Consider the following 21,313-nt stretch of genomic DNA (forward strand, 5'->3'; position numbering starts at 1 on the left):
TGGCTCCCGGTCCGGTAAATTACAACCCGCGCATCCATTCCGCACGCAGCGGCGCCGCACCGGGATTTGTGATGGCCAGGTTCACCTGGTCCAGCATCTTCTGCTTGTCCCTGCCCAGCGTCCCTTTGAGGACGAGATAGTTGGAGGCGTGGTCACTTCGGAAGATGGTTTTATCCAGTTCCAGGTGCTCCAGGAACAGGCGGATTTCCTCGAACAGCCCTTGCTGTGACAGTGGAACGAAATCGTCACCGAACCCTTCCCGGAAACGCCCCTCCCCCTGCGGGAAGCTCACTACCAGGGTCGACAGGTAGTCCGGCTGGGTCTCATTACAGAGGGTGGCGGTGTTGATCGCATGCTGACGGGAGAGACTTTCACCGCCAAGCCCGTTCAGCACCATCACAGAACTGGTAAGGCCCGCTTCGCGAATCTTGACCAGCGCCGAGCGGGTAGATTCCCAGGTTTCGCCTTTGTTGACGCGGCGCAGAACCTCATCATCGCCGGATTCCATCCCGACGTAGAGAATCTGGAGGCCGGCTTCCTTCAGCTGTGCCAGCTCTTCCACGGTTTTTTTGGCAAGATTACGAGGCAGGCAGTAGCTGGAAACCCGCTGGAGGTCGGGGAAAGCCTCCCGTAATTGCCCGAGAATCTCCAGCAGGCGACGGGTCGGCAACACCATGGCGTCCCCATCCGCCAGGAAGACACGGCGCACACCACCCAGGCTGCGAGCTGCATTCTGGATATCCTTAAGCACGTCGTCGGGCTTGCGGGCCCGGAATTTCTTCTGGGGCTGGGTGTACATCTCACAGAAGGTGCATTTGTTCCAGGAACAGCCGTTGGTAACCGGAAGGATCAATGACTTGGCTTCACTGGGAGGCCGGAATACCGGCTCTACGTAGTCAATCGGAAAGCTGTACATAATCAGGCTCGGATTTGAGAATTCAGAAATCGGATAAACCGAGTATCAGGGCAGAAACTGCGCTTTCAAGTCTGCGCAGCCCGGGCCAACCACCGGCATATCGAGCATCACCGCCTGGGAAGTCATGAACGGAATGCCCCGGCGGTGGGCATCTACCAGGAGGGTGGCAAGACTACCGACCAGCGGCATGTGGGAGACAATCATCAATGGCGACTCGTGCTGCTCAATCAATGCATCGAGGCACGCGCCGGGATCGTCGTCCGGGGTGATAAACAGCTTTTCTTCAACGGGACAATTCAGGATCTCGGAAACAATTGCCGCCGTTTGCCGGGCCCGGACGTAAGGGCTGCTCCAGATCAGTTTTGGGCGCCAGGGAGACTCGGCGATGCGGGCAGCGACCTCGGCCGCGCCCAGGCGGCCGGATTCTGTCAGTTCACGCTCCTGATCCAGAGTGTGCCAGCCGGCTTCGCCGTGACGCATGATGAGCAGTTGCAAGGGCTCTCTCCTTTCAGACCGTCTCCGGCCTTTGCAAACCGTTTTACTGGCTGATGGTACGCGGCAAGATGAACTCTACGTCGGAATTCTGGACCGACATCATCAGGCTGTTGATCACCGCCTTGATGGATGCGTTCTCGTAGAGAATCTCGTAAAGACCACGGACCAGCGGCATATAGATACCGATCGCCTCGGCCTTTTCCTTAACCAGTTTCAGGGTATAGATACCTTCGGCTACCTGCCCGAGCTCTGCCACTGCATCATCCAGCTTCTGGCCCTGGCCTACTGCATAGCCCACTCGGAAATTTCGGCTCTTGGATGAGGTACAGGTGACAATCAGGTCACCAACGCCCGCCAGCCCCATGAAGGTCATCGGGTTGGCACCGAGGCTGACGGCGAACCGGCTCATTTCCGCAAGCCCCCGCGTGATCAGCATGGCCTTGGCGTTCTCCCCCATCTCCAGGGCAGAGGCGAGGCCAGCAACGATTGCATAGATATTTTTCAGTGCTCCGGCGAGTTCTACGCCATACACATCCACATTGGCGTATACGCGGAAGTATTCACAGCCCAACAGATCCTGAACGGAACGGCGCACGTCCGGATCCTTGGCGGCGATAACGGTAGCAGTCAGATCTCGATTGACGATTTCTCCTGCCAGATTGGGACCACTGAGCACGCCTGTGCGGCAACGGGGAATCTCCTCCTGGAGAATCTCGCTCATCAACTTGAAGCCGTGCTCTTCAATGCCTTTGGTCAGACTGATCACAATCTGGTCATCGCGGAATTTTTCACAGTTTTCGCGAATAACGGCCCGAAAGGCCTTGCTGGGAATGGCGACGAAGACAATTTCGGCCTTGCTGACGGCATCCGCAAGGTCCGTGGTGGGCTGAATATCTCCGGACAGTTCAACGCCGGGCATATAGCGGCTGTTCACCCGGGTGGTACGAATTTCCTCGGCCTGGTCCTGGCCGCGCATCCAGAAGTGCACGCGGTGGCCATTTTCACCCAGTACCTTGGTCATTGCGGTGCCGAAGCTGCCACCGCCCAGAACCGCTACGTCGTGCACCGGTCCGGTTGCCCCGGTGTCTTGAGGCGTCGATTGTTCAGACATAGTTCTTCCGTTTTGTCAGATCAGGTGTGAAACCGGCAGCGCCTCACATCGAGGCAAGGAGGCATTAACCGGGCTCTTCACATTCCAGAGCGCGCACCAGATTCTTGAATTCTTCCCTGTTTCGGTTGTTCAGGCCCATCAGTACCTTGTGGGCATCGAGCACCTTGTCCCGAACCTGCTGTTCACTGGCTCTGAGTACAGGTATCTCTTCAAGCTCTTCAATACGGGACGCGGGTTCTCGAACGATGATGAATATCTTGTCGAACCCCATGGAAGTGATAATGCGGGTAATGTCAGGGTTGGTCGAAATCAGTGTGGGCAGGAAGTGGCTTTGTTTCTGGGCCGCCATGGCTATTTTGGCAAGCAGTCCGAGCGTGGTGCTGTCGATGATCTCGGTTTCGGTCAGGTCGATTACCACAGTCTTGAACTGTGGGTCCTGGGTAATGGACTCAACCAGATTGTCCAGCGTCGAACACAGGTTCAGCCGGATTTCCCCGATAAACTTCAGGACATAAATGCCCTGTTTTTCAGCTTGCAGGATCTTGTAACCAGCCATGTCTCACACTGCCACTAATTCGACGGGGTGTTATCTGATGTCCCAATGGTATCAGTAACCGATACGATAGCGATATCGTCCGGCAGCTCTGTGATCTGGTCGAGATTCAGAGCATCGCTCAGAGAGGCGATAGTGTGACGACCTCCCGATACGAGTTCAAGTAGTGTCCGTTCCTTTTCATCCAGACCTTTTTCCCGGATAACTTCCAGAATTCCATCCGAAAACAGGGTCAGATGAAACGGTTTGTTCAGGGGGACTTCGTACACCTCCCACTCAGGGGTTTCAAACAACCCGACCGGTAGCCCGCTCCCCTCCAGGAAAGCCGTCTTCCCTCCCTCGAAGGACAGGATGGGCATCGGGAAATGTGCGCCCACTGCGTAATTCAATTTACGCTCACTCAGAGAAATGATGCCAACGAATACGGTTACGTGTTTGCCGAGACCGGTATCCAACAATTCCGAGTTGATTCGTTCCAGGAAGCGGTCCGGGTGCAGGATATCCTCACTGGAGCCCCGGCGGAGGTTGCGCTGGAGGCGGTTGGTCAGGTTTTTCAACAATACCGTCACGAAGGCTGAGCTGGCGCCATGGCCGGAGACATCGGCGATGTAGACCAGTACCTTGTCGTCGGAAATGCGGAAATAATCCAGAAAATCGCCGCTCAGATAGAGCGATGGCTTGATCATGTGGTCCACGTGCAGGCCGCTCATAACCTGCTCGTGCTCCGGCAACATCCGTAACTGGACTTTCCTTCCGGCACGCTGGTCTGCCCGTAACTCGGCAATGCCGTCACGGAGATCCCGGTTGGCCTCCTCCAGTTCCTGTCGGTACAGCTGATTCAACCGATTGACCCGAACCCGGTCAAACAGTTTCCCAAGGACATCATCCAGGGCACCTTTGTCGTCGTTGCAGGGTTTCAGGACAAAATCGGCCGCCCCGGCCCGGAGCGCATTGACCACATCGGCACTGGATTCACTGGAGGAACAGGCCACGATCGGGGTGAAGGTTTCGGCTTCTTCGAGGCGGCTGGCAAGGTCCCGGATGGCCTCCGGAGACAGATCTGCAAAGATGACATCGGGAATGTTATCGTCAAACAGGGCCTTGGCGCCGGCGAGATCCGGATACCCCGTTACGTAGAACCCCCGCGCTTCGAGGTATCGGGCGAGATCCGTACGGGCCTTTTCATCGGCGTCTATTATAAGTATGCGCTCGGTGCGCGAGGTCATGGCGACTGCCCTAAACTACCAGCGATAAACGATAAATTGGCTTGAATAAGCCTATTCTGGCACGCCCCTGTGATATAACAAGGCCAAGTTCATGAAATCGGAGGATTCCAGCTGATGCGACGTGCCGTAAACGATCTACTCGGAGCCTATGACAAGCTGATCATGGATCCGGTTCATGGAGGCATTCCACTCTACCGGCACGAAATCCAGGTGATCGACCATCCGCTGTTCCAGCGGCTTCGAAACATCTGCCAGAACGACATCCTCAGCCTGGTCTTCCCCGGAGCAACCCATTCCCGGTTTCTGCACAGCATCGGCGTGATGCACGTGGGCACCCGTATGTTCCGCTCGATGATTGACGCCTATCTGCGGGAACGCCAGCTGAGTGAACAAACGGATCTGAGCCTGAGCCAGCTCGACGCCATCGACTACCTGGCAAAAACCATCCGTCTGGGCTGTCTGCTGCACGACAGTGGCCACTCCAGTTTCTCGCATCAGTTCACCCAGGCTCGACGGATTCGGGAGTTGATGTCCCGGCCGGGACGATTCCGGGATCTCTGGCACGGCGTGGATTATTCCACGTACCACCCGAAAGAGCCCGATGAACTCGAACACGAACACTACTCCGTGCGAGTCGCCCACGATGTACTAACGGCCGTGGATCTGGAGAGTGCAGGCCTATACGCCCGGGATGTCATCGGCATCATGGAAACGACCGAAGTAAGGCCCAGCGAAACATTCTGCCGCCACGCTCGAACGTTCTGGGCCTTTATCGCGGGAGAGGATGCGGCCGCCGGTTCTCCCCTGAGCGAAGACATTCCGGGCCTGGTAATGGATCTGCTGTCATCCATTGTATCGGGCGAAATCGATGCCGACCGCGCTGATTACATGTTGCGGGATGGCTTCCACTCGTCGGTGACCATCGGCGGCTTCAATCTGGACCACCTGCTGAGCAACCTGCGCTTTGGCTGGGATGTTTCTGAACCCTGGCTGGGGCTGGCCATTACCCAGAAGGGGCTGGGGGCGCTGGAAGACTTTGTCTACAGTCGCCACCAGATGTACCGGAAGGTGTATGCCCACAAGACCGCACTCGGCTTTGACTGGCTGCTTCGGGAAGCGATCAATGAGGTACTTGATGACCCGGAGAACTTTGAATGGGTGGATACCTGCCTGAGCGACATGGCCTATTTTGCAGAGCTGACCGACAACTTTTTCTGGGAGGCCTTCCGGAAAGTGGCCCGCAAACACCCGAAGAGCTTTTCCTTCTGCATCGTAAACCGGGTGAAGCTGAACCACCTGGATACCCGTGAAGACCTGTCCGCCAGGGGCATTGAGCGGCACAGCGCCTGGCTGGCTGGCGAGCTTTCGCTCAACCCGGCCCAGGTGGTGACCTGCTCCATGCGGGCACGCTTCTCGAATATCCAGGACAATTTCAACGGCATCAAGGTGCTGGTGCGCGAGCCCATTCACCGTGGCCGTTCACTGAAGAAGATCACCGATGTGAGCGCCTTCTTCAGCAAATTCAGCGACGGCACCATCACCCATTTCTACACTCGCCCGGATGTTACTACGGGCAGCCAGGAGGCTCTCACTGAGTAACAGCCGCAGTGGTCAGTTCGGCAACCAGGCCGCTGGCGCTGTCGAAGGCGCCTTCAACCCGTCCGCCACTGAGCCAGTCGCCGGCAAGCCCCAGCCCGTAATCCGGAAACCATAAGTGCCCAGGCTGGTCGCCACCCTCGGAGCGGGCATAGAGCCAGCGGTGCGTGACCCATTCGTCTGGCGGGGTTTCAAAGCCGGTCAATTCCCGGAATGCGGCCAGGAGTTTGTCGGCGACTTGTTCGGCAGGCGCATCCACATGCTCTTCGGTCCAGGCCGGACTGGCGTGCAAAACCCACCACTGCCCTTTGTCTTCCCGACCGGGTTTGCTGGAATTGTTGGCCACCCAGAACAATGCCGGATGCTGGCAGCGCATTCCCTCATGGTGCGGCCAGGGCGACTCGGGGAAATGAGCAGCGACAGCCCAGCATGGCAAAACCCGACTCACCGGATCATCAAGTTGCGAAGCAAGCTCTTCCAGACCGCTGTCGGCGAGAAGATCCCGGGCCTGTGCCGGCGGAGCGGTAATGATCACCTGGTCAAAGTCGCCAAGTTGGGTGCCAGAGGTATCCAGGAGGCGCCAGGACTGGTCGTTTCGGGCCAACTTACCCACTCGGGTTTCAGCAACAACGGTTGCGTGGACCGACAGGGCGCGGGTAATGGCCGTCATGCGCGGGGTTCCAACGAAACGCGTTTCGTCCGGAAATGGCTCCCAATTGCCTGCTTCGGTCTGGAAACCAAACCGCCCTTCCCACGGTCCGAAACTTTCCGGGCCGGCGAAGTTGCGGAGAAACGGCAGGAAATCCGGATTCCGGGAGGTGAAGTACTGCGCCCCGACATCTGCCGAACCGCCGGTTACCCGTTTTGCCGCGAGCCTGCCACCGGGCCCCCGGCTTTTCTCGAAGACCGTAACGTCATGGCCCAGGCTTCGTAACTGGATCGCCGCTGTCAGCCCGGCAAGGCCTGAACCAACGATAGCGATACGGCGTATAAGTGGTGAATCAAAGGTTTGATTAAACATGGTTTATCGTGCATCCAATTCCGGTAGTCAGATCGTACAACATCCCATGAAACGGCTTCGGCCAGAGGGCTGAGCGTGCGATCAAGGTTCCATACAAGAGAAAGGGCAATCAGGGTATGACCCGAATGCAGCATTGGTTTACAAACATTCTGAGGTGGTTCGATTCCGAGGCGGGTTCGGATCACATCGACACGACATCCAGATCATTCAATTTTTTGCGGGTTATCCCGTTCATAGCGCTTCATCTGGCATGTTTGCTGGCGTTTTACACGGGGGCAAGCGCATTCGCCATCGGGTTTGCGTTTGCGTTTTTCCTGGTGCGGATGTTCGCGATTACAGGATTCTATCACCGGTACTTTGCCCACAAAACGTTCAAGACCAGTCGCCCTGCCCAGTTTGTCTTCGCTGTTCTGGGCGCCAGCGCTGCCCAGCGTGGCCCCCTGTGGTGGGCAGCGCATCACCGACACCATCATCAGCACTCCGATGACGAACTGGACCTTCATTCGCCTCACCAAGGCGGTTTCTGGTGGTCACACATGGGCTGGTTCACCTGTGACGCCGGGTTTGCAACGGACGAACGCCGCGTTCGCGACTGGCTCAAGTTTCCAGAGCTCAAACTGATCAACCGGTTCGATGCGCTGGTTCCTGCCCTGGCAGCCGTCGGCATCTATGCCCTGGGCGAAGCTCTGGCAGCCTGGGCTCCGGGCCTGGGCACCAATGGGCTGCAGTTGTTGGTGTGGGGTTTCTTTATCTCGACCGTGGTGTTGTTCCACGCCACTGTGTCGATCAATTCCCTCTCCCACGTCTGGGGCAAACGCCGGTTCGAGACATCCGACGACAGCAGAAACAATTTCTGGCTGGCTCTGATTACCCTCGGGGAAGGATGGCACAACAACCATCACCGCTGGCCACAGTCTGTCCGGCAGGGCTTTCGGTGGTATGAAATCGATATCACATGGTATGGACTGTGGCTGATGTCGAAGCTGGGAATCATCTGGGAGCTTAATCCGATTCCCAAGCATATTCAGGAGGAGACACGCGAACTGGATAAAGCGAGGAGGAGCAACAAATGACAACCGCCTCAAAGATCGAAGTCGGTAAGCGGAACTCGGCGCTTCCGGCGGCGCTCGACCATTTCAGGGCGCTCTTCAACGAACTCGATAAAGGCAATCTGAACAAACTTTCAGAGGTCTACAGCGAGGATATCCGCTTTCAGGACCCGCTGGAGACAGTACAAGGGCTTGATGAGCTCACCCGCTATTTCGCCGGTGCCTATGCAAACGTTATTTCCTGCCGCTTCGATTTTGGCGAAGCGATTGTACAGGGAGAATTTGCCGCCGTGCCCTGGGTGATGCACCTCCGCCACAAGCGGATTCGCAAGGGGCGGGAGGTCCAGGTTCGGGGCATAAGCCATCTGGAGATACGTGATGGCATGGTGTGCTACCACCGTGACTACTTTGACGCAGGGGAAATGCTCTACGAAAACCTGCCACTAGTTGGCAGGGTCATTCGCTGGATCAAGGATCAGGCAGGATGAGTGATCGACTTCAGGAAACCTCGAATATCTGGATAACGGGTGCCAGTTCCGGCATTGGTGAGTCCGTTACCCGCGCACTTGCACGCGGCGGTCATCGGCTCGTTATTACCGGGCGACGCAAGGGAGCGCTCGAAGAACTGGCATCCGTGGCGCCCGACAGGATTATCCCGGCTGCAGCGGACACCACCAGCAAGGAGGATCTTCAAGCCATTGCGGGGTCGCTTGAGAACCACGGCGACCTGAACATGGTGATTCTCAACGCCGGTACATGTGAGTATCTGGAGATAGCACACTATGACAGTGATGTTATCGAGAAGAACATCCACACCAACGTGATTGGCACGGCCAGGTGCCTGGAGATTGCTCTGCCCGCTCTGCGCCGCAGCCGGGCAAAGGGGCAACCGGCCACCCTGGTAATTGTCAGTTCGTCTGCCTGGTGGTTCCCGTTTGGCCGGGCCGAAGGTTACGGCGCGTCCAAGGCTGCGCTGACCTACTTTGCCCAATCCCTCAGGGCGGATCTCGCGGCCGAGGGTATTGATGTGGTCGTAGTCTCTCCTGGCTTTGTAAAAACCCCTCTGACCGACCGCAATGATTTCCCGATGCCCTTCCTGGTCTCGGCCGAGGACGCGGCAGAACGGATTGTAAGCGGGCTGGCACGTGGTAAAAACGAAATCGCTTTCCCGAAGCGATTTACCTGGATGCTCAAAGTGCTTGGTGCCCTTCCCCGGCCCCTGATTGACCGGATGTCGGCCTCCATGGCCCGTAAAAGTAACGCCGAACAGGAAAACAATGGATGAGTAGTGAACGTCAGCGAATTGCTGTCATTGGGGCCGGCGTTTCCGGCCTCACGGCTGCCTGGCTTTTGGCCGAGAAACACGAGGTTCAGGTTTTTGAGGCCGGCGACTACGCCGGTGGTCATACCAACACCGAAGAGGTAGAGGCCGGTGGTCGTACCTGGCCGGTAAACACCGGGTTCATCGTGTTCAACGACTGGACCTACCCCAATTTCATCAAGCTGATGGAGCGGCTCGGAGTTGCATCTGAGGTCAGCGATATGAGCTTCAGTGTGGATTGCAGCAGCACCGGCCTGCAGTATAACGGCACCAGCCTCAATACCCTGTTCGCCCAGCGGAAGAACCTGCTCAACCTGCCATTCCTGAAGATGGTCCGGGAGATTCTGCGGTTTAACAAGGAAACGCGGGCTGACCTGGAAGCGGGCAACATCAACAACCAAGAAACCCTGGGCGAATACCTGAACCGGAATGGCTATTCCCGTTACTTCCGGAACTACTACATCGTGCCCATGGGAGCGGCCATCTGGTCAGCCCCGGAAATCGTACTGGAACAGTTTCCAATCCGCTTCTTCCTGCAGTTTTTCAACAATCACGGCATGCTTTCGGTGGATGACCGCCCCACCTGGCGGGTGATTTCAGGCGGCTCCGCCCAGTACGTAAAGAAAATGATGTACAGGCTCGGTGATGGCATGCATCTGAACAGCCCTGTTGACAGGGTTGTCCGGAATGAAGGCGGCGTTACGCTTACTGTGAAAGGCGAGGAACACCACTTCGACCAGGTGATCTTTGGCTGTCACAGCGACCAGGCGTTAGCGATGCTCGCCGACGCAACCGACAAGGAACGCGACATTCTGGGCGCCATGGCCTACCAGAATAATGATGTGGTACTCCACACCGACAGCAGTGTGTTACCGGATAATCGCCGGGCGTGGGCGGCCTGGAACTATTTCATCCCGACCCATAGTACCGAACCGGTCTCGGTTACCTACAACATGAATATCCTGCAGAATTTCCACGATGCCCCGGAAACTTTCTGTGTGACCCTGAACCGCAGCCGTGATATTGATCCCGACAAGGTTATTAAACGCTTCGAGTATGCTCACCCGGTATTCACACTGGACGCGGTGGCTGCCCAGGAACGCTACGACGAAATCGGCAATCAGAATCGGACCCATTTCTGCGGTGCATACTGGTTCAACGGGTTCCACGAAGACGGTGTTCGCAGTGCGCTGCGGGTAACCGAAGCCTTCGGGGTGGAGCTTTGATCATGAACAGCCAGTGGCTGGAGGGTACTGTCCGGCACAGACGGAAGTACCCGGTGCAACACGAATTCAGCTACAGCACGGGCATGCTGGCCCTGGACACCGACGAGTGGGACACGGTTTCAGGGGTCAGTCCGCTCTTCTCCCTGGAACGTTTTAACTGGATTTCCCTGAAACGCAGGGATTATTTCCGACCGGACACCGGGGACCTCTCGGTTGCGGTTCGCGATCACGTTGAGGAAGCCACGGGCTGGCGCCCCGACGGCGAAGTGGAGCTGATCACCCATCCCCGGTATTTCGGTTATGTGTTCAACCCGGTCAGTTTCTACTTTTGCTACCGGTCCGGGGAGCGCCCGGCTGATGGCGTGGTTCCCAAAGTGATCGTTGCCCAGATTACCAACACCCCCTGGCACGATCGCCATGTCTATTGTCTGGAAACCATGGGGGCAGAACCTAACCAGGCCGGGTGGCGCACCGAGCGGTTTGGCTTCAGCAAGCGTTTTCACGTCTCGCCATTCAATGGCATGAACCAGCACTACGAATGGACATTCAGTTTCCGCGGCCCGGATCTCAGAATTCACATGAATGTTCTTGAGGGCGACCGAAAACATTTTGATGCCACTCTGGTAGTCCAACGCACACCTCTCAATCGTAAAGATGTGCACAGAAGTCTTCGAAAGTTTCCGTTGGAAGCGTTCAAGGTTGTGGCCGGCATTTACTGGCATGCGCTGCGCCTCAAGCTGAAGGGGGCGCCATTCTACAGCCACCCGGACAAGCTTCCCGAAGACGACAGCGCCTACCGCCGTGGGCACGATGATTCCGGGCTGGATGTCACCAGCTCCGAGACCAATGACAAGATCCGTGGAAGGGTAAGCTCATGGAGAACCTGAATACCTCAGTTGAAAACACCTCATCCGACTCCGGCAGCCTGCCGGTTCTTAGCCGGTTTGCAAGGACTCTGGTGATTCAGCAGCTCCGTCTACTGGGCGAAGGCAAATTGACAGTCAGGGAATCCGGTTTTGAAGATCTGGTATTCGGAGATGATAACAGCCAGTACCAACCTGCCGAATTGATCGTTCACGATCACAGTACCTGGCGTGATCTTCTGACCGGCGGAAGTGTCGGTGCTGCGGAGGCCTTTGTGGCCGGTGACTGGTCCACGCCCGACCTGGTTGCCCTGCTCCGTTTCTTTACACGTAACGTTGACCGAATGAATGAGTTTGAAGACCGGTTCAGTTGGGTTACCAAACCGGCCCTGAAAGGGTTGCATTGGCTAAACCGGAACACCAAGGAAGGCTCGCGGAAGAACATCAGCGCCCATTACGATCTGGGTAACGATCTGTTCGAGGCGTTCCTGGACCCAACCATGATGTATTCCTCAGCCATATACCCAAGTGCCGAATCCACGCTCGAAGAAGCGGCTGTGCACAAGCTGGATACCATTTGCCGGAAACTCGATCTCCAGCCTGGCGACAAAGTGATTGAAATCGGCACCGGCTGGGGCGGCTTTGCGATCCACGCCGCCAAACATTACGGCTGCCACGTGACTACCACGACCATTTCCAGGGAACAGCTGGAGTTGGCGAAGGCGCGGGTTCAGAAGGAAGGCCTGGAAGACCGTATTACCCTTCTGTTTGACGATTACCGGGATCTTGAAGGCCAGTTCGACAAGCTGGTATCCATCGAGATGATCGAAGCCGTCGGCCCGCAGTTCCTGGACAGCTACTTCTCCCAGATCAACGCGCTGTTAAAGCCCGATGGGCTGGCACTTGTGCAGGCCATCAACATGCCGGAGCAGAGGTACCACAGGGCCCTGAAAAACGTCGATTTTATTCAGCGCTTCATCTTCCCGGGCAGCTTTATTCCCTCTTTCGGCGCGATACTGGAGTCCGTCCGCAATGAGAGCAAACTGGTGCTGACCCATGCCGAAGACATCGGATTTCACTATGCCCGAACGCTTCACGACTGGTGTGAACGCTTCATGGCTCAGCGTGACAAGCTGGATTCCATGGGCTACGACGAGGCCTTCCGTCGCCTGTGGCACTTCTACTTTGCCTATTGCGAGGCGGGCTTCAGTGAACGTGCCATTGGCGTGGCGCAGCTGGTTTTCGCCAAGCCCGGCAACAAACGTGAGAACATCCTGAGCGTATGATCGCCTCTGAAACTGCCCGTAACATCCTGAACTTTCTGCTGTTCCAGGCAGGATGGTTTGCCTGCGTGTTTTATCCGGGCCTGATCGGAGCTGGCGTGGTGGTGGTGTTTCTGGTGCTGCACTTTGTGCTTGTGAGCCAGAACCGAATGACAGAGCTGCAGTTCATCGGCCTGGGAACCGTGGTTGGCTCCGTTCTGGACGGCATCTGGTTCCGGACCGGAATTCTGGACGACGGAACCGGACAGGTGATGCTGACGCCACCGTGGTTGGTGGCCATCTGGGCCATTTTCATGACCACTCTGAGCCATTCTCTGGACTGGATCAGCAAGAAGGCGTGGTTGCCGTTCGTTCTTGCACCCTTCGCTGGCCCGTTCGCCTACTGGTCCGCCAGCCAGCTCGGCGCCGTGCAGCTGCCGGAGTTGATGCCCTCACTGATCGCACTCGCATTTGGCTGGCTAGTGGTTTTTCCATTGCTTTTGTACGCCCGCAAAACGCTTTATCCGGAGCTGGTGCAATGAGAACCAGGCCTTTGGTCGTTTCCTTTGCCTTGATGACTGCAGCGTTGCCGGCGGTGGCACAGGATTTTCGCTTCACCGGTACCGCGACCACCGACGGCGGTAACGTCATCTACGAGGAACGGCATGCCGTTGATGGAACCTGTGAGGAAGGAATCTTCCGGCCCCGACAGCATGAAGTGGCCTATCACAAGCCTGGCTATGAAGAGTCGTTCGCGCGTAAGTCCCTGGAATATGGGGCGTCAGTTCTGCGACCGACCGTGGATTTCTTGCAGCCCACGTTCGACGAAAAGATGGAGATCACCTATCCAGAACCCGATACTCTGATGATCAACTGGCAGACGCCTGGGGGCGATTCGGAGCGGTTCCAGGTGGAGTACCCGTCCAATACGGTTGTCGATGCGGGTTTCGACAACTTTGTCCGCCAGAACTGGCAAAGCGTACTGGCCGGTGACCCGGTGGAATTCCGTTTCCTAGGGCCTACCCGGGGCGAGCACTATGGCTTTGTGCTGGAACGTGTCGAGAACGAACAAATAGACGCCGACCATGTAGTCCAGATACGTCCGACAGGCATGGTGCTGAGGTTCCTGGTGGATCCTATCGTGCTGGGTTACAACAACGCCGGTGCCCTTTCCGATTATCTTGGCCTGACCAATATCCGGAAAAACCAGGACGAGAACTACACCGCACATATTCGCTATTCCGTGCAAACCAGCCCGGATTGTGAACTGACCCCCTGAAACTGTCGCCCCTGCCAAGGCAGACCCAGGGGGTCAGTGTGTTAAACTCCGCCGGGAACCAACGCCGGAGAGTTTTTCGTAATGATGTTCGTCTCTTTCAACGTCAACAGTATCCGAACCCGCCTGCATCAGCTTGAGGCCGTCATCGACGCCCTGGCTCCGGATTTTATCGGTCTTCAGGAAACCAAGGTCCAGGACGACGACTTTCCCGTCGAAGCAATCCGCGAACTCGGCTACCACGTCCACTTTCATGGCCAGAAGACCCACTACGGCGTTGCGCTGCTCTCAAAGGCTGAGCCGGACGAGATTGTCAAAGGCTACCCCTGGGACGGCGAGGACTCCCAGCGCAGATTGATCACCGGCCAGTTCACCGTAAATGGTGAAAAACTGACAGTAATTAACGGCTACTTTCCCCAGGGCGAGAGCCGCGACCACCCGGTGAAGTTCCCTGCCAAGGAAAAATTCTACGCCGATCTGATGCGCTACCTGGACGAGCTCAAGCAAGCCGGAGGGCATGTCGTGGTCATGGGCGATATGAACATCTCTCCAACCGACAAGGACATTGGCATTGGCGCAGACAACGCCAAGCGCTGGCTGCGCACCGGCAAATGTTCCTTTCTGCCCGAGGAGCGGGAATGGCTGGGCCAGGTTGAGTCGCGCGGCTACACCGATGTATTCCGCCACCTGCACCCGGACGAGGCGGACACATTCAGCTGGTTCGATTACCGCAGCAAGGGATTTGAACGGGATCCCAAGCGCGGTCTCAGGATTGATCTGATCATGGCCAGCGACAGTCTGCTGCCCAAAGCCCGCCAGGCAGGCGTTTCCTACGACATTCGAGCCATGGAACGGCCGTCCGACCATTGTCCGGTCTGGGCGAGCTTCGAACTCTAGGGGCTGGCCGGGCGCGACATGAAAAAAATCAAAACCCGCGACCGTATTCTTCAGACCAGCCTGGCGCTGTTTAACAGCATTGGCGAGCCCAATGTCACAACACTGCTGATCTCAGATGAGCTGGATATCAGCCCGGGCAACCTTTACTACCACTTCAAAAGCAAGGGCGACATTGTCGAGGAGCTGTTCGACCAGTTCGAGCACGACATGGTGGATCTTCTGGCGGTTCCGGAAGACGCCGACATCAGCCTCGATCAACAGGGGTTTTTCCTGCACCTACTGTTTGAGACCGTCGCCCGCTACCGGTTTCTCTACCAGGATCTGGTGAACGTTCTGTCCCGCTACGATCAACTGCAGGTTCGTTTCAAGCGCATCCAGAAGAAGAAAATCGTCGCGTTCAGAACCATTTGCGACAGCTTCCGGCGCCAGGAAATCATGGCAATAGAACCTGAAGAACTTGAGTCTTTGTGTGAGCAGTTAACGCTAACTGCCTGTTACTGGAGTGCTTTTGACACCCTATCCCACTTGGATGACAGGGAATCAGTCGATCCGGGGCGTGGGGTCTACCAGATGATGCACCTGATCCTTCCCTACCTCGAACCCGGCCACCGCGAAGAAGCCCGACTGATGAGCCGGGACTATCTCTGAGGGGCGCGATTATTCCTCTTCATCGTCACCGGCACGATTGCGCAGGCGGGCAAGCTCTGATTCAAGGGCTTCAATCCTCCGTTCCAGGGATTCGATCTCTTCCCTGCGGTGGATCCCCAGGCGCCTCAGTGCCCCGGAAACCCGTTCATCAAACATGTGCTCAAGCCGGTCCCAGGTACCGGTGGCACGTTCACGAACCCCTTCGACCCGGTCTTCCACGGACTTGATCTGCTTCTCGACCACACCCCGGGTTTTGTTCTCCAGTTGCTCACCTTCCTGAACAAGACGATCGAAGAATCGGCCGGTGTCCTCTTCGGCTTTAGTATAGGCACCCAGCCCGGCCAACCAGATCTGGCGGGCGGAATCCTTGATTTTTGCCGCCAGTTGCGGATCATTCTCCGGCTTATTGTCGTTCTCGTCAGACATGTAACAACCTCGGGGGTACGGATATTTCTTTCGACGACCTATTGTATTACAGGTTTGGCCGGATTTCAGTCGGCCTGAGAGCCGCACAGTGAAAGGCCGCAGTATAAAGACGTATCCGATATGAAAAAATGTTTTCAAACGAAAGTGACTCTCGCTTGAAGTGTTCAAAATATAGTCAATACTTCCCAATACCGGCGTCCCTGCTGATGCCGGTTTGTCTGGAAGTCTTTCATGGATACTACTCGCACGCCTCTGCCCGGCATCCTTTGCCGGGCTTTTTTTTGGTATTATCGCCCCCAGATATATGCTTATTCCAAAAACCACGTTTAACGTTCGGAGTAACAGATGATTGAAATCGCCTGGAGTAACTTCACCCCCTGGTCCGCGCTTCTGGGGGGCATTCTGGTGGGCATCGCCGCTGCCAGCTTTCTGCTTCTGAACGGTCGTATTGCCGGCATCAGCGGAATTCTCGGTGGGCTTCTTGCGCCGGCAAAGGGCGATATCGCCTGGCGCCTCGCGTTTCTGTTGGGGTTAATCGGTGCTCCGGCTGTCTGGGTACTGGCTACTGAACTTCCCCCCATTGAAATCGAAGCCGGCTATCCGGCTCTGATTATTGCCGGACTGCTTGTCGGTATCGGCACGCGATACGGTTCCGGCTGCACCAGTGGTCACGGAGTTTGCGGGCTGTCGCGGCTTTCACTTCGCTCGTTGGCCGCCACCCTCAGCTTCATGGCAGCCGGATTTGTCACTGTTTATGTCATTCGTCATCTTCTGGGAGTCTGACGCCATGAAATTTTCACTTGCCTCCCTGTTTGCCGGCCTGGTTTTTGGTCTGGGCCTGATCGTGTCCGGTATGGCAAATCCCGAGAAGGTGCTCGGCTTCCTGGATATTGCCGGCGCCTGGGATCCTTCACTCGCCTTTGTGATGGGCGGAGCCATCATGGTGGGCGTGGTCGCGTTTGCCGTTGCCCGTAAACGTACCCTCTCCTTTCTCGGCTTCCACATGAAGATGCCCACCAGCAACCATATCGACAAACGGCTGATCCTGGGCGGTCTGATGTTCGGCATCGGCTGGGGCATAGCCGGTTTTTGTCCCGGCCCCGGGCTGGTCGCGCTCGGTGCCGGCGAAATCAAGGCGGCGGTGTTTGTGGCCGCCATGGTCGCGGGTATGGGCATCTTCGAGGTGATTGAGCGCAGCCGCGCGAAAGCATAAGTAGTTTCTGTTAATTTTCCTGCCGCCATTCTGACACAGCCCGGAGGCTATGCGATCATGGCGGCAGCCCCACTACTCGATCCGGAGAGGACATCCATGGATATCAGAAAGATTGATGACAACATTTCAGTTGCACCCCAGATTTCCGTCGAAGATGTGGCAGAGGCCGCCAGGCTGGGTTTCAAGACCCTGGTAGCAAACCGCCCTGATCACGAGGAACCCGGCCAACCGGCAATGGCAGACATTGAAGCGGCCGCGCGGGAACAGGGCCTTGAGTGGGTCTATATGCCGGTGGAGTCAGGCAACATCACCGATGACGATGTAAACCGATTTGCGCCAATGATCCGGGACGCGGAAAAGCCCGTACTGGCCTTCTGCCGCTCCGGAACCCGCTCCACCGTGTTGTGGGCACTGAGCTCGGCCAGAAATACATCAGCCAATGAAATCTTTACCAAGGCACGCAACGTCGGCTACGACATCTCAGGCCTTGCGCCGAGGATGGCACAGCAGGCCGCCGGTAACAGCTGATAATCCAACCGTTTCATCTACGTTCAGGATTCACCGCATGCAATACAAAGGTTCAGAGAATTTCAGCCACAACCAGCCTGACCGATTGGGAGTGCTGGTCACCAACCTTGGCACCCCGGACGCCCCGACCACCTCTGCGCTCCGGCGTTACCTGGCTGAATTTCTCTCGGACCCGCGAGTAGTGGAGCTGCCGAGGCCACTGTGGTGGCTGATCCTCCACGGGGTTATCCTCCGCATTCGGCCCAAGCGCAGTGCGGAGGCCTATTCCAGTGTGTGGCAGCCAGAAGGCTCTCCCCTGCTGCTGCACACCGCAAAGCAGGCTGAGGGCATCCGGGAGGCCCTGAAGCGCAAGTATGGGCCCAACGTGGTCGTCGGGTTTGCCATGCGGTACGGCAATCCGTCGATTGCACGGGTTCTGGATGAGATGCGGGAACAGGGAGTGCGGAAGCTGCTGGTTCTGCCACTGTACCCCCAGTACTCCGCCTCGACCTCTGCATCCACTTTCGACGCCATCGCCAGGGATTTCACCAAGAGACGCTGGCTGCCGGATTTCCGGTTTATTTCCCACTACCCGGATTACCCGCCGTACATTGAAGCCATGGCGCGCCACATCGAGGCCCATTGGTCGAACCACGGGCGGAACCAGAAGCTGGTGTTCTCCTATCACGGGGTGCCACTGAAATACCTGACCAAAGGCGACCCCTACCACTGTGAATGCCACAAAACCTCACGCTTGCTGGCGGAACGCCTTGGCCTGAGCAAGGAAGACTACATGACCACCTTCCAGTCCAGATTTGGCAAGGAAGAGTGGCTCAAGCCCTACACGGATGAAACCCTGAAATCTCTGCCGGGCAAGGGCGTGAAATCCATCGACGTGTTCTGCCCCGGCTTCTCATCGGACTGCCTGGAGACCATTGAGGAAATCGACGAGGAAAACCGCGACTACTTCATGGAAGCCGGCGGTGAAGGGTTCAGCTATATCACGGCACTGAACGCCACGCCCGGGCATATCGAAGCTCTGGTGAAACTGATCGAGGAAAACCTGGAAGGCTGGCAGGTACCCAGGAACGAACCTGATGCCCTGGCTGCACGGCAACAAAGAGCCGATGAGCAGAAAGAAATGACCTATCCGGGCCGGGATCTTTGAGCGGTCCCAGGCTTACAACCGGGGCAGTATCAGCTGCTCCGGTCCTCCCCCTTCTCACGCTCATTCGCTGAAAGATCCGGTACTGACTGACAGAACGTGCATTCCTCAGTATCAACCGCGGCACCGCCTGCCTCCACGTAACGCACCCTGTGACTGGCCTTACCCCGATTTGCGGAGACAGAGAACTTCCGATCGCGGCGCTCCTTTAAACCGTCGCACGATGGGTAAGTGTTCTGGAAGTTAGTCATGGTTGGCCCTCATACGTTCGATAACTGGATAGTGAGGGTGACCTGGCGCCAAACCAAGTAGGGATAAACACGACGATCCGTGGGGAATTGGTGCTAAAGAGTTCTTCGGGGAGACAAGGGATAGAAGGAAAAATGGCGGTGGGCCAGGGATTCGAACCCCGGGAAGGCTACTAACCTTCGGCGGTTTTCAAGACCGCTGCATTCAGCCACTCTGCCAGCCCACCGGTTTTTCCATTCGCCGCCATTGCGACAGCGGTGTGCATGATACCGGAATTGCCTGTGCTGTCAACGCTCTGCATAAAACCCGCCGTATTTTTCAACATTAACGGTTTTTAATGGAATCCGGGAGCCGGTTTCCTGTCGTAAATGATTGAAAGTTGCGTATCTGACACTATTATGGGACACAGTATCCAGTCGTTATAAACGGAGATGACAATGGAAGACAGACGATTCGGCGTTCAGAACTCTCAGGGAGCCTATTCGACTCCCCAGACCGAGCGCGCGACCACTGGTATCAGCGATGACGCGATGAAGGTGTTGCGCAACACCTACATGCTCCTGGGCATGACCCTCGCCTTCTCGGCGCTCACCGCATTCCTGAACATGAACGGAACCCATCCGGGCTTCCTGATCACCATTGTGGGATACATTGGCCTGCTGTTCGCAACCTATAAGTTGAAGAACAGCCCGTGGGGCATCGTGACCACGTTCGCGCTGACCGGCTTCATGGGTTACACCCTGGGCCCGATCATCGGCGCATTCGTAGCCGCCGGCGCTTCCCAGATTGTTGCCCAGGCTCTGACACTGACGGCTGTCGCCTTTGTTGGCCTGTCTGCCACGGCAATCATTACCAAAAAAGACTTCAGCTTCATGTCGAGCTTCCTGACCGCTGGTGCCTTCGTATTGATCGGCGCCATGCTGCTGGCCTTCCTGATGGAGAGCTCTGCTCTGCATCTGGCAGTGTCTGCTGGCTTCACTATTTTCGCCTCCATCATGATCCTGTTTGAAACCAGCCAGATCATCAAAGGTGGAGAGCGCAACTACGTGATTGCCACCGTTGGACTGTATGTATCCATCTACAACCTGTTCGTCAGCCTGCTGCACTTGCTGTCTGCGTTCAGCGGCGAAGATTGATGCCAGACTGATTAAGCTGGCTCGAAACCCCGGCAGTTGCCGGGGTTTTTGCTTTCGGTAAACTGAAAGCCCTGAACGACAGATCAGGAACACACAGGAAATATGGCCGAAACTGCTTCTGAAAGCTTCACCTTGGTAATTACCGGCGCACCCTACTCGTCCCAGGCGCCCCAGACCGCCCTTGGCTTTGCTCAGGCTGCCGTTAACGCCGGGCATCGCATCGACCGGGTTTTTCTCTACGGGGATGGCGTGCATCTTGCGTCAGCACTGTGCGCACCGCCATCGGACGAAACCCACTGGCCCGAGGCGTGGTCGCAGTTTCTCACCGAGCACAGCATTCCCGTTGTTGCCTGCATTGCCTCTGCGCTGCGTCGTGGGCTGGTAAACGAAACCGAGCAGAAACGCTACGAGTTGCCCGCATCCAATCTGCGCGCCCCGTTTGAAATCGCAGGGCTCGGCGAATGGGTCGAAGGACGGATAAAGTCCACCCGAACTCTCTACTTTCACGCTGGAGACTGACCGTGAGCACTCTGATCATGATTGACCAGGCTCCTTACGGCACCTGGAGCGGGCGGGAAGCACTGGATATGGCGTTTTCGCTGGCAGCTTTTGACCAAGCGGCGTCACTCCTATTCACCGGAGCTGGCGTCAACTGGTTAAAAAAGGGCCAGGAAGCCGGAGGCATTGGCCAGAAGTCAGTGGACAAGAATCTCGCGGCTGCGCCTATTTTCGGTATAGAAGCCATCCTGGCGGATCGCGCCGCATGCCGCACCTACGGACTGGATGAGAACTCGCTCATTGAGGGCGTAACTCTGGTAGATGCAGACGCCGCCCTACTTGCCGCCTATGACCACACCGCTTTCGCAGGTTGATCCATGACTGCCATCCAGACATTGCACATTCTGAACAAGTCTCCGGACCACCCGCGTGCAACCCGCTGCCTTGAGATGGTCGCTGAGGAGGATTGCCTCTTGCTGATCGGCGGGGGCGTTCTACTTCTTGCAACGGATAATCTGCCTGGGATCAGCAGGGTATTTGCACTCACGCAGGACCTCGATGCCCGGGGACTGGCCAATCTGGCAGGTAACGTCAGCGCTGTGGATTACGCGGAGATGGTTTCGCTGTCAGTTCAAGCACAACGGGTAATCAGTTGGTAA

At 56.8% G+C, this 21,313-nt stretch carries 26 protein-coding genes and 1 tRNA gene; 19 read left to right on the forward strand and 8 right to left on the reverse strand.

Translation table 11 applies throughout. The features are described 5' to 3' along the window. Nucleotides 1-19: 19 nt before the first annotated feature. The 5 genes from WA411_RS06335 to WA411_RS06355 all read right to left on the reverse strand — a co-directional run bounded on the left by WA411_RS06335 (nt 20) and on the right by WA411_RS06355 (nt 4,301). Complete coding sequence (locus WA411_RS06335; protein ID WP_153633477.1) at nt 20-916, reverse strand: radical SAM protein; 897 nt, start codon at nt 914-916, stop codon at nt 20-22. A gap of 45 nt (nt 917-961) precedes the next feature. Then, entirely contained in the window at nt 962-1,411 is a 450-nt protein-coding gene (locus tag WA411_RS06340) for a SixA phosphatase family protein (protein ID WP_069183597.1), read from the reverse strand. A gap of 43 nt (nt 1,412-1,454) precedes the next feature. Next, the gene (locus WA411_RS06345; protein WP_209397289.1) at nt 1,455-2,522 is read right to left on the reverse strand and encodes an NAD(P)H-dependent glycerol-3-phosphate dehydrogenase; all 1,068 of its coding nucleotides are present in this window, start codon (nt 2,520-2,522) and stop codon (nt 1,455-1,457) included. Nucleotides 2,523-2,586: 64 nt separating this feature from the next. Next, nucleotides 2,587-3,078, reverse strand: a complete 492-nt coding sequence (locus tag WA411_RS06350; protein ID WP_064230439.1) for an STAS domain-containing protein — start codon at nt 3,076-3,078, stop codon at nt 2,587-2,589. Nucleotides 3,079-3,092: 14 nt separating this feature from the next. After that, nucleotides 3,093-4,301: a PP2C family protein-serine/threonine phosphatase gene (locus WA411_RS06355; protein WP_069183595.1), complete on the reverse strand. Its 1,209-nt coding sequence runs from the start codon at nt 4,299-4,301 to the stop codon at nt 3,093-3,095. Between the two features lie 114 nt (nt 4,302-4,415). Between WA411_RS06355 and WA411_RS06360 the strand changes: the two genes are divergently transcribed. After that, complete coding sequence (locus tag WA411_RS06360; protein ID WP_153633479.1) at nt 4,416-5,900, forward strand: HD domain-containing protein; 1,485 nt, start codon at nt 4,416-4,418, stop codon at nt 5,898-5,900. Here the strand turns inward: WA411_RS06360 and WA411_RS06365 are convergent. Continuing rightward, nucleotides 5,890-6,918, reverse strand: coding sequence for an NAD(P)/FAD-dependent oxidoreductase (locus WA411_RS06365; protein WP_153633480.1), 1,029 nt, complete (start codon nt 6,916-6,918; stop codon nt 5,890-5,892). The genes WA411_RS06360 and WA411_RS06365 overlap by 11 nt on opposite strands. A gap of 116 nt (nt 6,919-7,034) precedes the next feature. Between WA411_RS06365 and WA411_RS06370 the strand changes: the two genes are divergently transcribed. From WA411_RS06370 to WA411_RS06415, 10 genes are all read left to right on the forward strand, one after another. Further along, nucleotides 7,035-7,991, forward strand: coding sequence for an acyl-CoA desaturase (locus WA411_RS06370; RefSeq protein WP_069183592.1), 957 nt, complete (start codon nt 7,035-7,037; stop codon nt 7,989-7,991). Further along, a complete protein-coding gene (locus WA411_RS06375) occupies nt 7,988-8,455 on the forward strand; it encodes a nuclear transport factor 2 family protein (protein WP_291908952.1) in 468 nt (155 codons plus the stop codon). Before WA411_RS06370 ends, WA411_RS06375 begins: the two co-directional genes overlap by 4 nt. After that, a complete protein-coding gene (locus WA411_RS06380; protein WP_291908949.1) occupies nt 8,452-9,252 on the forward strand; it encodes an SDR family NAD(P)-dependent oxidoreductase in 801 nt (266 codons plus the stop codon). The genes WA411_RS06375 and WA411_RS06380 overlap by 4 nt, the downstream gene beginning before the upstream one ends. Next, entirely contained in the window at nt 9,249-10,514 is a 1,266-nt protein-coding gene (locus WA411_RS06385) for an NAD(P)/FAD-dependent oxidoreductase (RefSeq protein WP_069183589.1), read from the forward strand. Before WA411_RS06380 ends, WA411_RS06385 begins: the two co-directional genes overlap by 4 nt. A 2-nt stretch (nt 10,515-10,516) precedes the next feature. Then, on the forward strand, nt 10,517-11,401 hold the full coding sequence (locus WA411_RS06390) for a DUF1365 domain-containing protein (RefSeq protein ID WP_069183588.1): 885 nt from the start codon (nt 10,517-10,519) through the stop codon (nt 11,399-11,401). After that, nucleotides 11,389-12,663 (forward strand): SAM-dependent methyltransferase, encoded by a 1,275-nt coding sequence (locus WA411_RS06395; protein ID WP_291908943.1) that lies wholly within the window; start codon nt 11,389-11,391, stop codon nt 12,661-12,663. The genes WA411_RS06390 and WA411_RS06395 overlap by 13 nt, the downstream gene beginning before the upstream one ends. Continuing rightward, entirely contained in the window at nt 12,660-13,181 is a 522-nt protein-coding gene (locus tag WA411_RS06400) for a DUF2878 domain-containing protein (protein WP_136632205.1), read from the forward strand. Before WA411_RS06395 ends, WA411_RS06400 begins: the two co-directional genes overlap by 4 nt. Beyond that, the gene (locus WA411_RS06405; protein WP_291908940.1) at nt 13,178-13,918 is read left to right on the forward strand and encodes a hypothetical protein; all 741 of its coding nucleotides are present in this window, start codon (nt 13,178-13,180) and stop codon (nt 13,916-13,918) included. The genes WA411_RS06400 and WA411_RS06405 overlap by 4 nt, the downstream gene beginning before the upstream one ends. Before the next feature lie 81 nt (nt 13,919-13,999). Beyond that, nucleotides 14,000-14,812 carry an exodeoxyribonuclease III gene (gene xthA / locus WA411_RS06410; protein WP_136632203.1) on the forward strand — a complete coding sequence of 271 codons (813 nt, stop codon included), beginning with the start codon at nt 14,000-14,002 and terminating at the stop codon, nt 14,810-14,812. An 18-nt stretch (nt 14,813-14,830) separates the two neighbouring features. After that, nucleotides 14,831-15,460: a TetR/AcrR family transcriptional regulator gene (locus WA411_RS06415; RefSeq protein WP_291908935.1), complete on the forward strand. Its 630-nt coding sequence runs from the start codon at nt 14,831-14,833 to the stop codon at nt 15,458-15,460. A 9-nt stretch (nt 15,461-15,469) separates the two neighbouring features. Here WA411_RS06415 and WA411_RS06420 read toward each other — a convergent pair whose 3' ends face one another. After that, nucleotides 15,470-15,886: a phasin family protein gene (locus WA411_RS06420; protein ID WP_069183582.1), complete on the reverse strand. Its 417-nt coding sequence runs from the start codon at nt 15,884-15,886 to the stop codon at nt 15,470-15,472. A 345-nt stretch (nt 15,887-16,231) separates the two neighbouring features. Between WA411_RS06420 and WA411_RS06425 the strand changes: the two genes are divergently transcribed. The 4 genes from WA411_RS06425 to hemH all read left to right on the forward strand — a co-directional run bounded on the left by WA411_RS06425 (nt 16,232) and on the right by hemH (nt 18,774). Beyond that, nucleotides 16,232-16,669: a YeeE/YedE family protein gene (locus tag WA411_RS06425; RefSeq protein WP_069183581.1), complete on the forward strand. Its 438-nt coding sequence runs from the start codon at nt 16,232-16,234 to the stop codon at nt 16,667-16,669. Between the two features lie 4 nt (nt 16,670-16,673). Further along, entirely contained in the window at nt 16,674-17,099 is a 426-nt protein-coding gene (locus WA411_RS06430) for a YeeE/YedE family protein (protein ID WP_153633487.1), read from the forward strand. 96 nt (nt 17,100-17,195) lie between these two features. Then, on the forward strand, nt 17,196-17,627 hold the full coding sequence (locus WA411_RS06435; protein ID WP_291908929.1) for a TIGR01244 family sulfur transferase: 432 nt from the start codon (nt 17,196-17,198) through the stop codon (nt 17,625-17,627). A 37-nt stretch (nt 17,628-17,664) separates the two neighbouring features. Beyond that, a complete protein-coding gene (hemH, locus tag WA411_RS06440; RefSeq protein WP_291908924.1) occupies nt 17,665-18,774 on the forward strand; it encodes a ferrochelatase in 1,110 nt (369 codons plus the stop codon). A gap of 381 nt (nt 18,775-19,155) precedes the next feature. Here the strand turns inward: hemH and WA411_RS06445 are convergent. Beyond that, nucleotides 19,156-19,246 (reverse strand) — tRNA-Ser (locus WA411_RS06445). Between the two features lie 211 nt (nt 19,247-19,457). Here WA411_RS06445 and WA411_RS06450 point away from each other — a divergent pair. The 4 genes from WA411_RS06450 (at nt 19,458) to tusB (ending at nt 21,313) form a co-directional block, all read left to right on the forward strand. Further along, nucleotides 19,458-20,156 (forward strand): Bax inhibitor-1/YccA family protein, encoded by a 699-nt coding sequence (locus WA411_RS06450; protein ID WP_069183578.1) that lies wholly within the window; start codon nt 19,458-19,460, stop codon nt 20,154-20,156. 102 nt (nt 20,157-20,258) lie between these two features. Then, nucleotides 20,259-20,675 (forward strand): sulfurtransferase complex subunit TusD, encoded by a 417-nt coding sequence (tusD, locus tag WA411_RS06455; protein WP_291908918.1) that lies wholly within the window; start codon nt 20,259-20,261, stop codon nt 20,673-20,675. 2 nt (nt 20,676-20,677) lie between these two features. Further along, nucleotides 20,678-21,028 (forward strand): DsrE family protein, encoded by a 351-nt coding sequence (locus WA411_RS06460; RefSeq protein WP_069183576.1) that lies wholly within the window; start codon nt 20,678-20,680, stop codon nt 21,026-21,028. 3 nt (nt 21,029-21,031) lie between these two features. Beyond that, on the forward strand, nt 21,032-21,313 hold the full coding sequence (tusB, locus tag WA411_RS06465; RefSeq protein ID WP_136632245.1) for a sulfurtransferase complex subunit TusB: 282 nt from the start codon (nt 21,032-21,034) through the stop codon (nt 21,311-21,313).

This window comes from Marinobacter sp. CH_CUG1437-1, from assembly GCF_037029655.1.
GTDB lineage: Bacteria > Pseudomonadota > Gammaproteobacteria > Pseudomonadales > Oleiphilaceae > Marinobacter > Marinobacter salsuginis.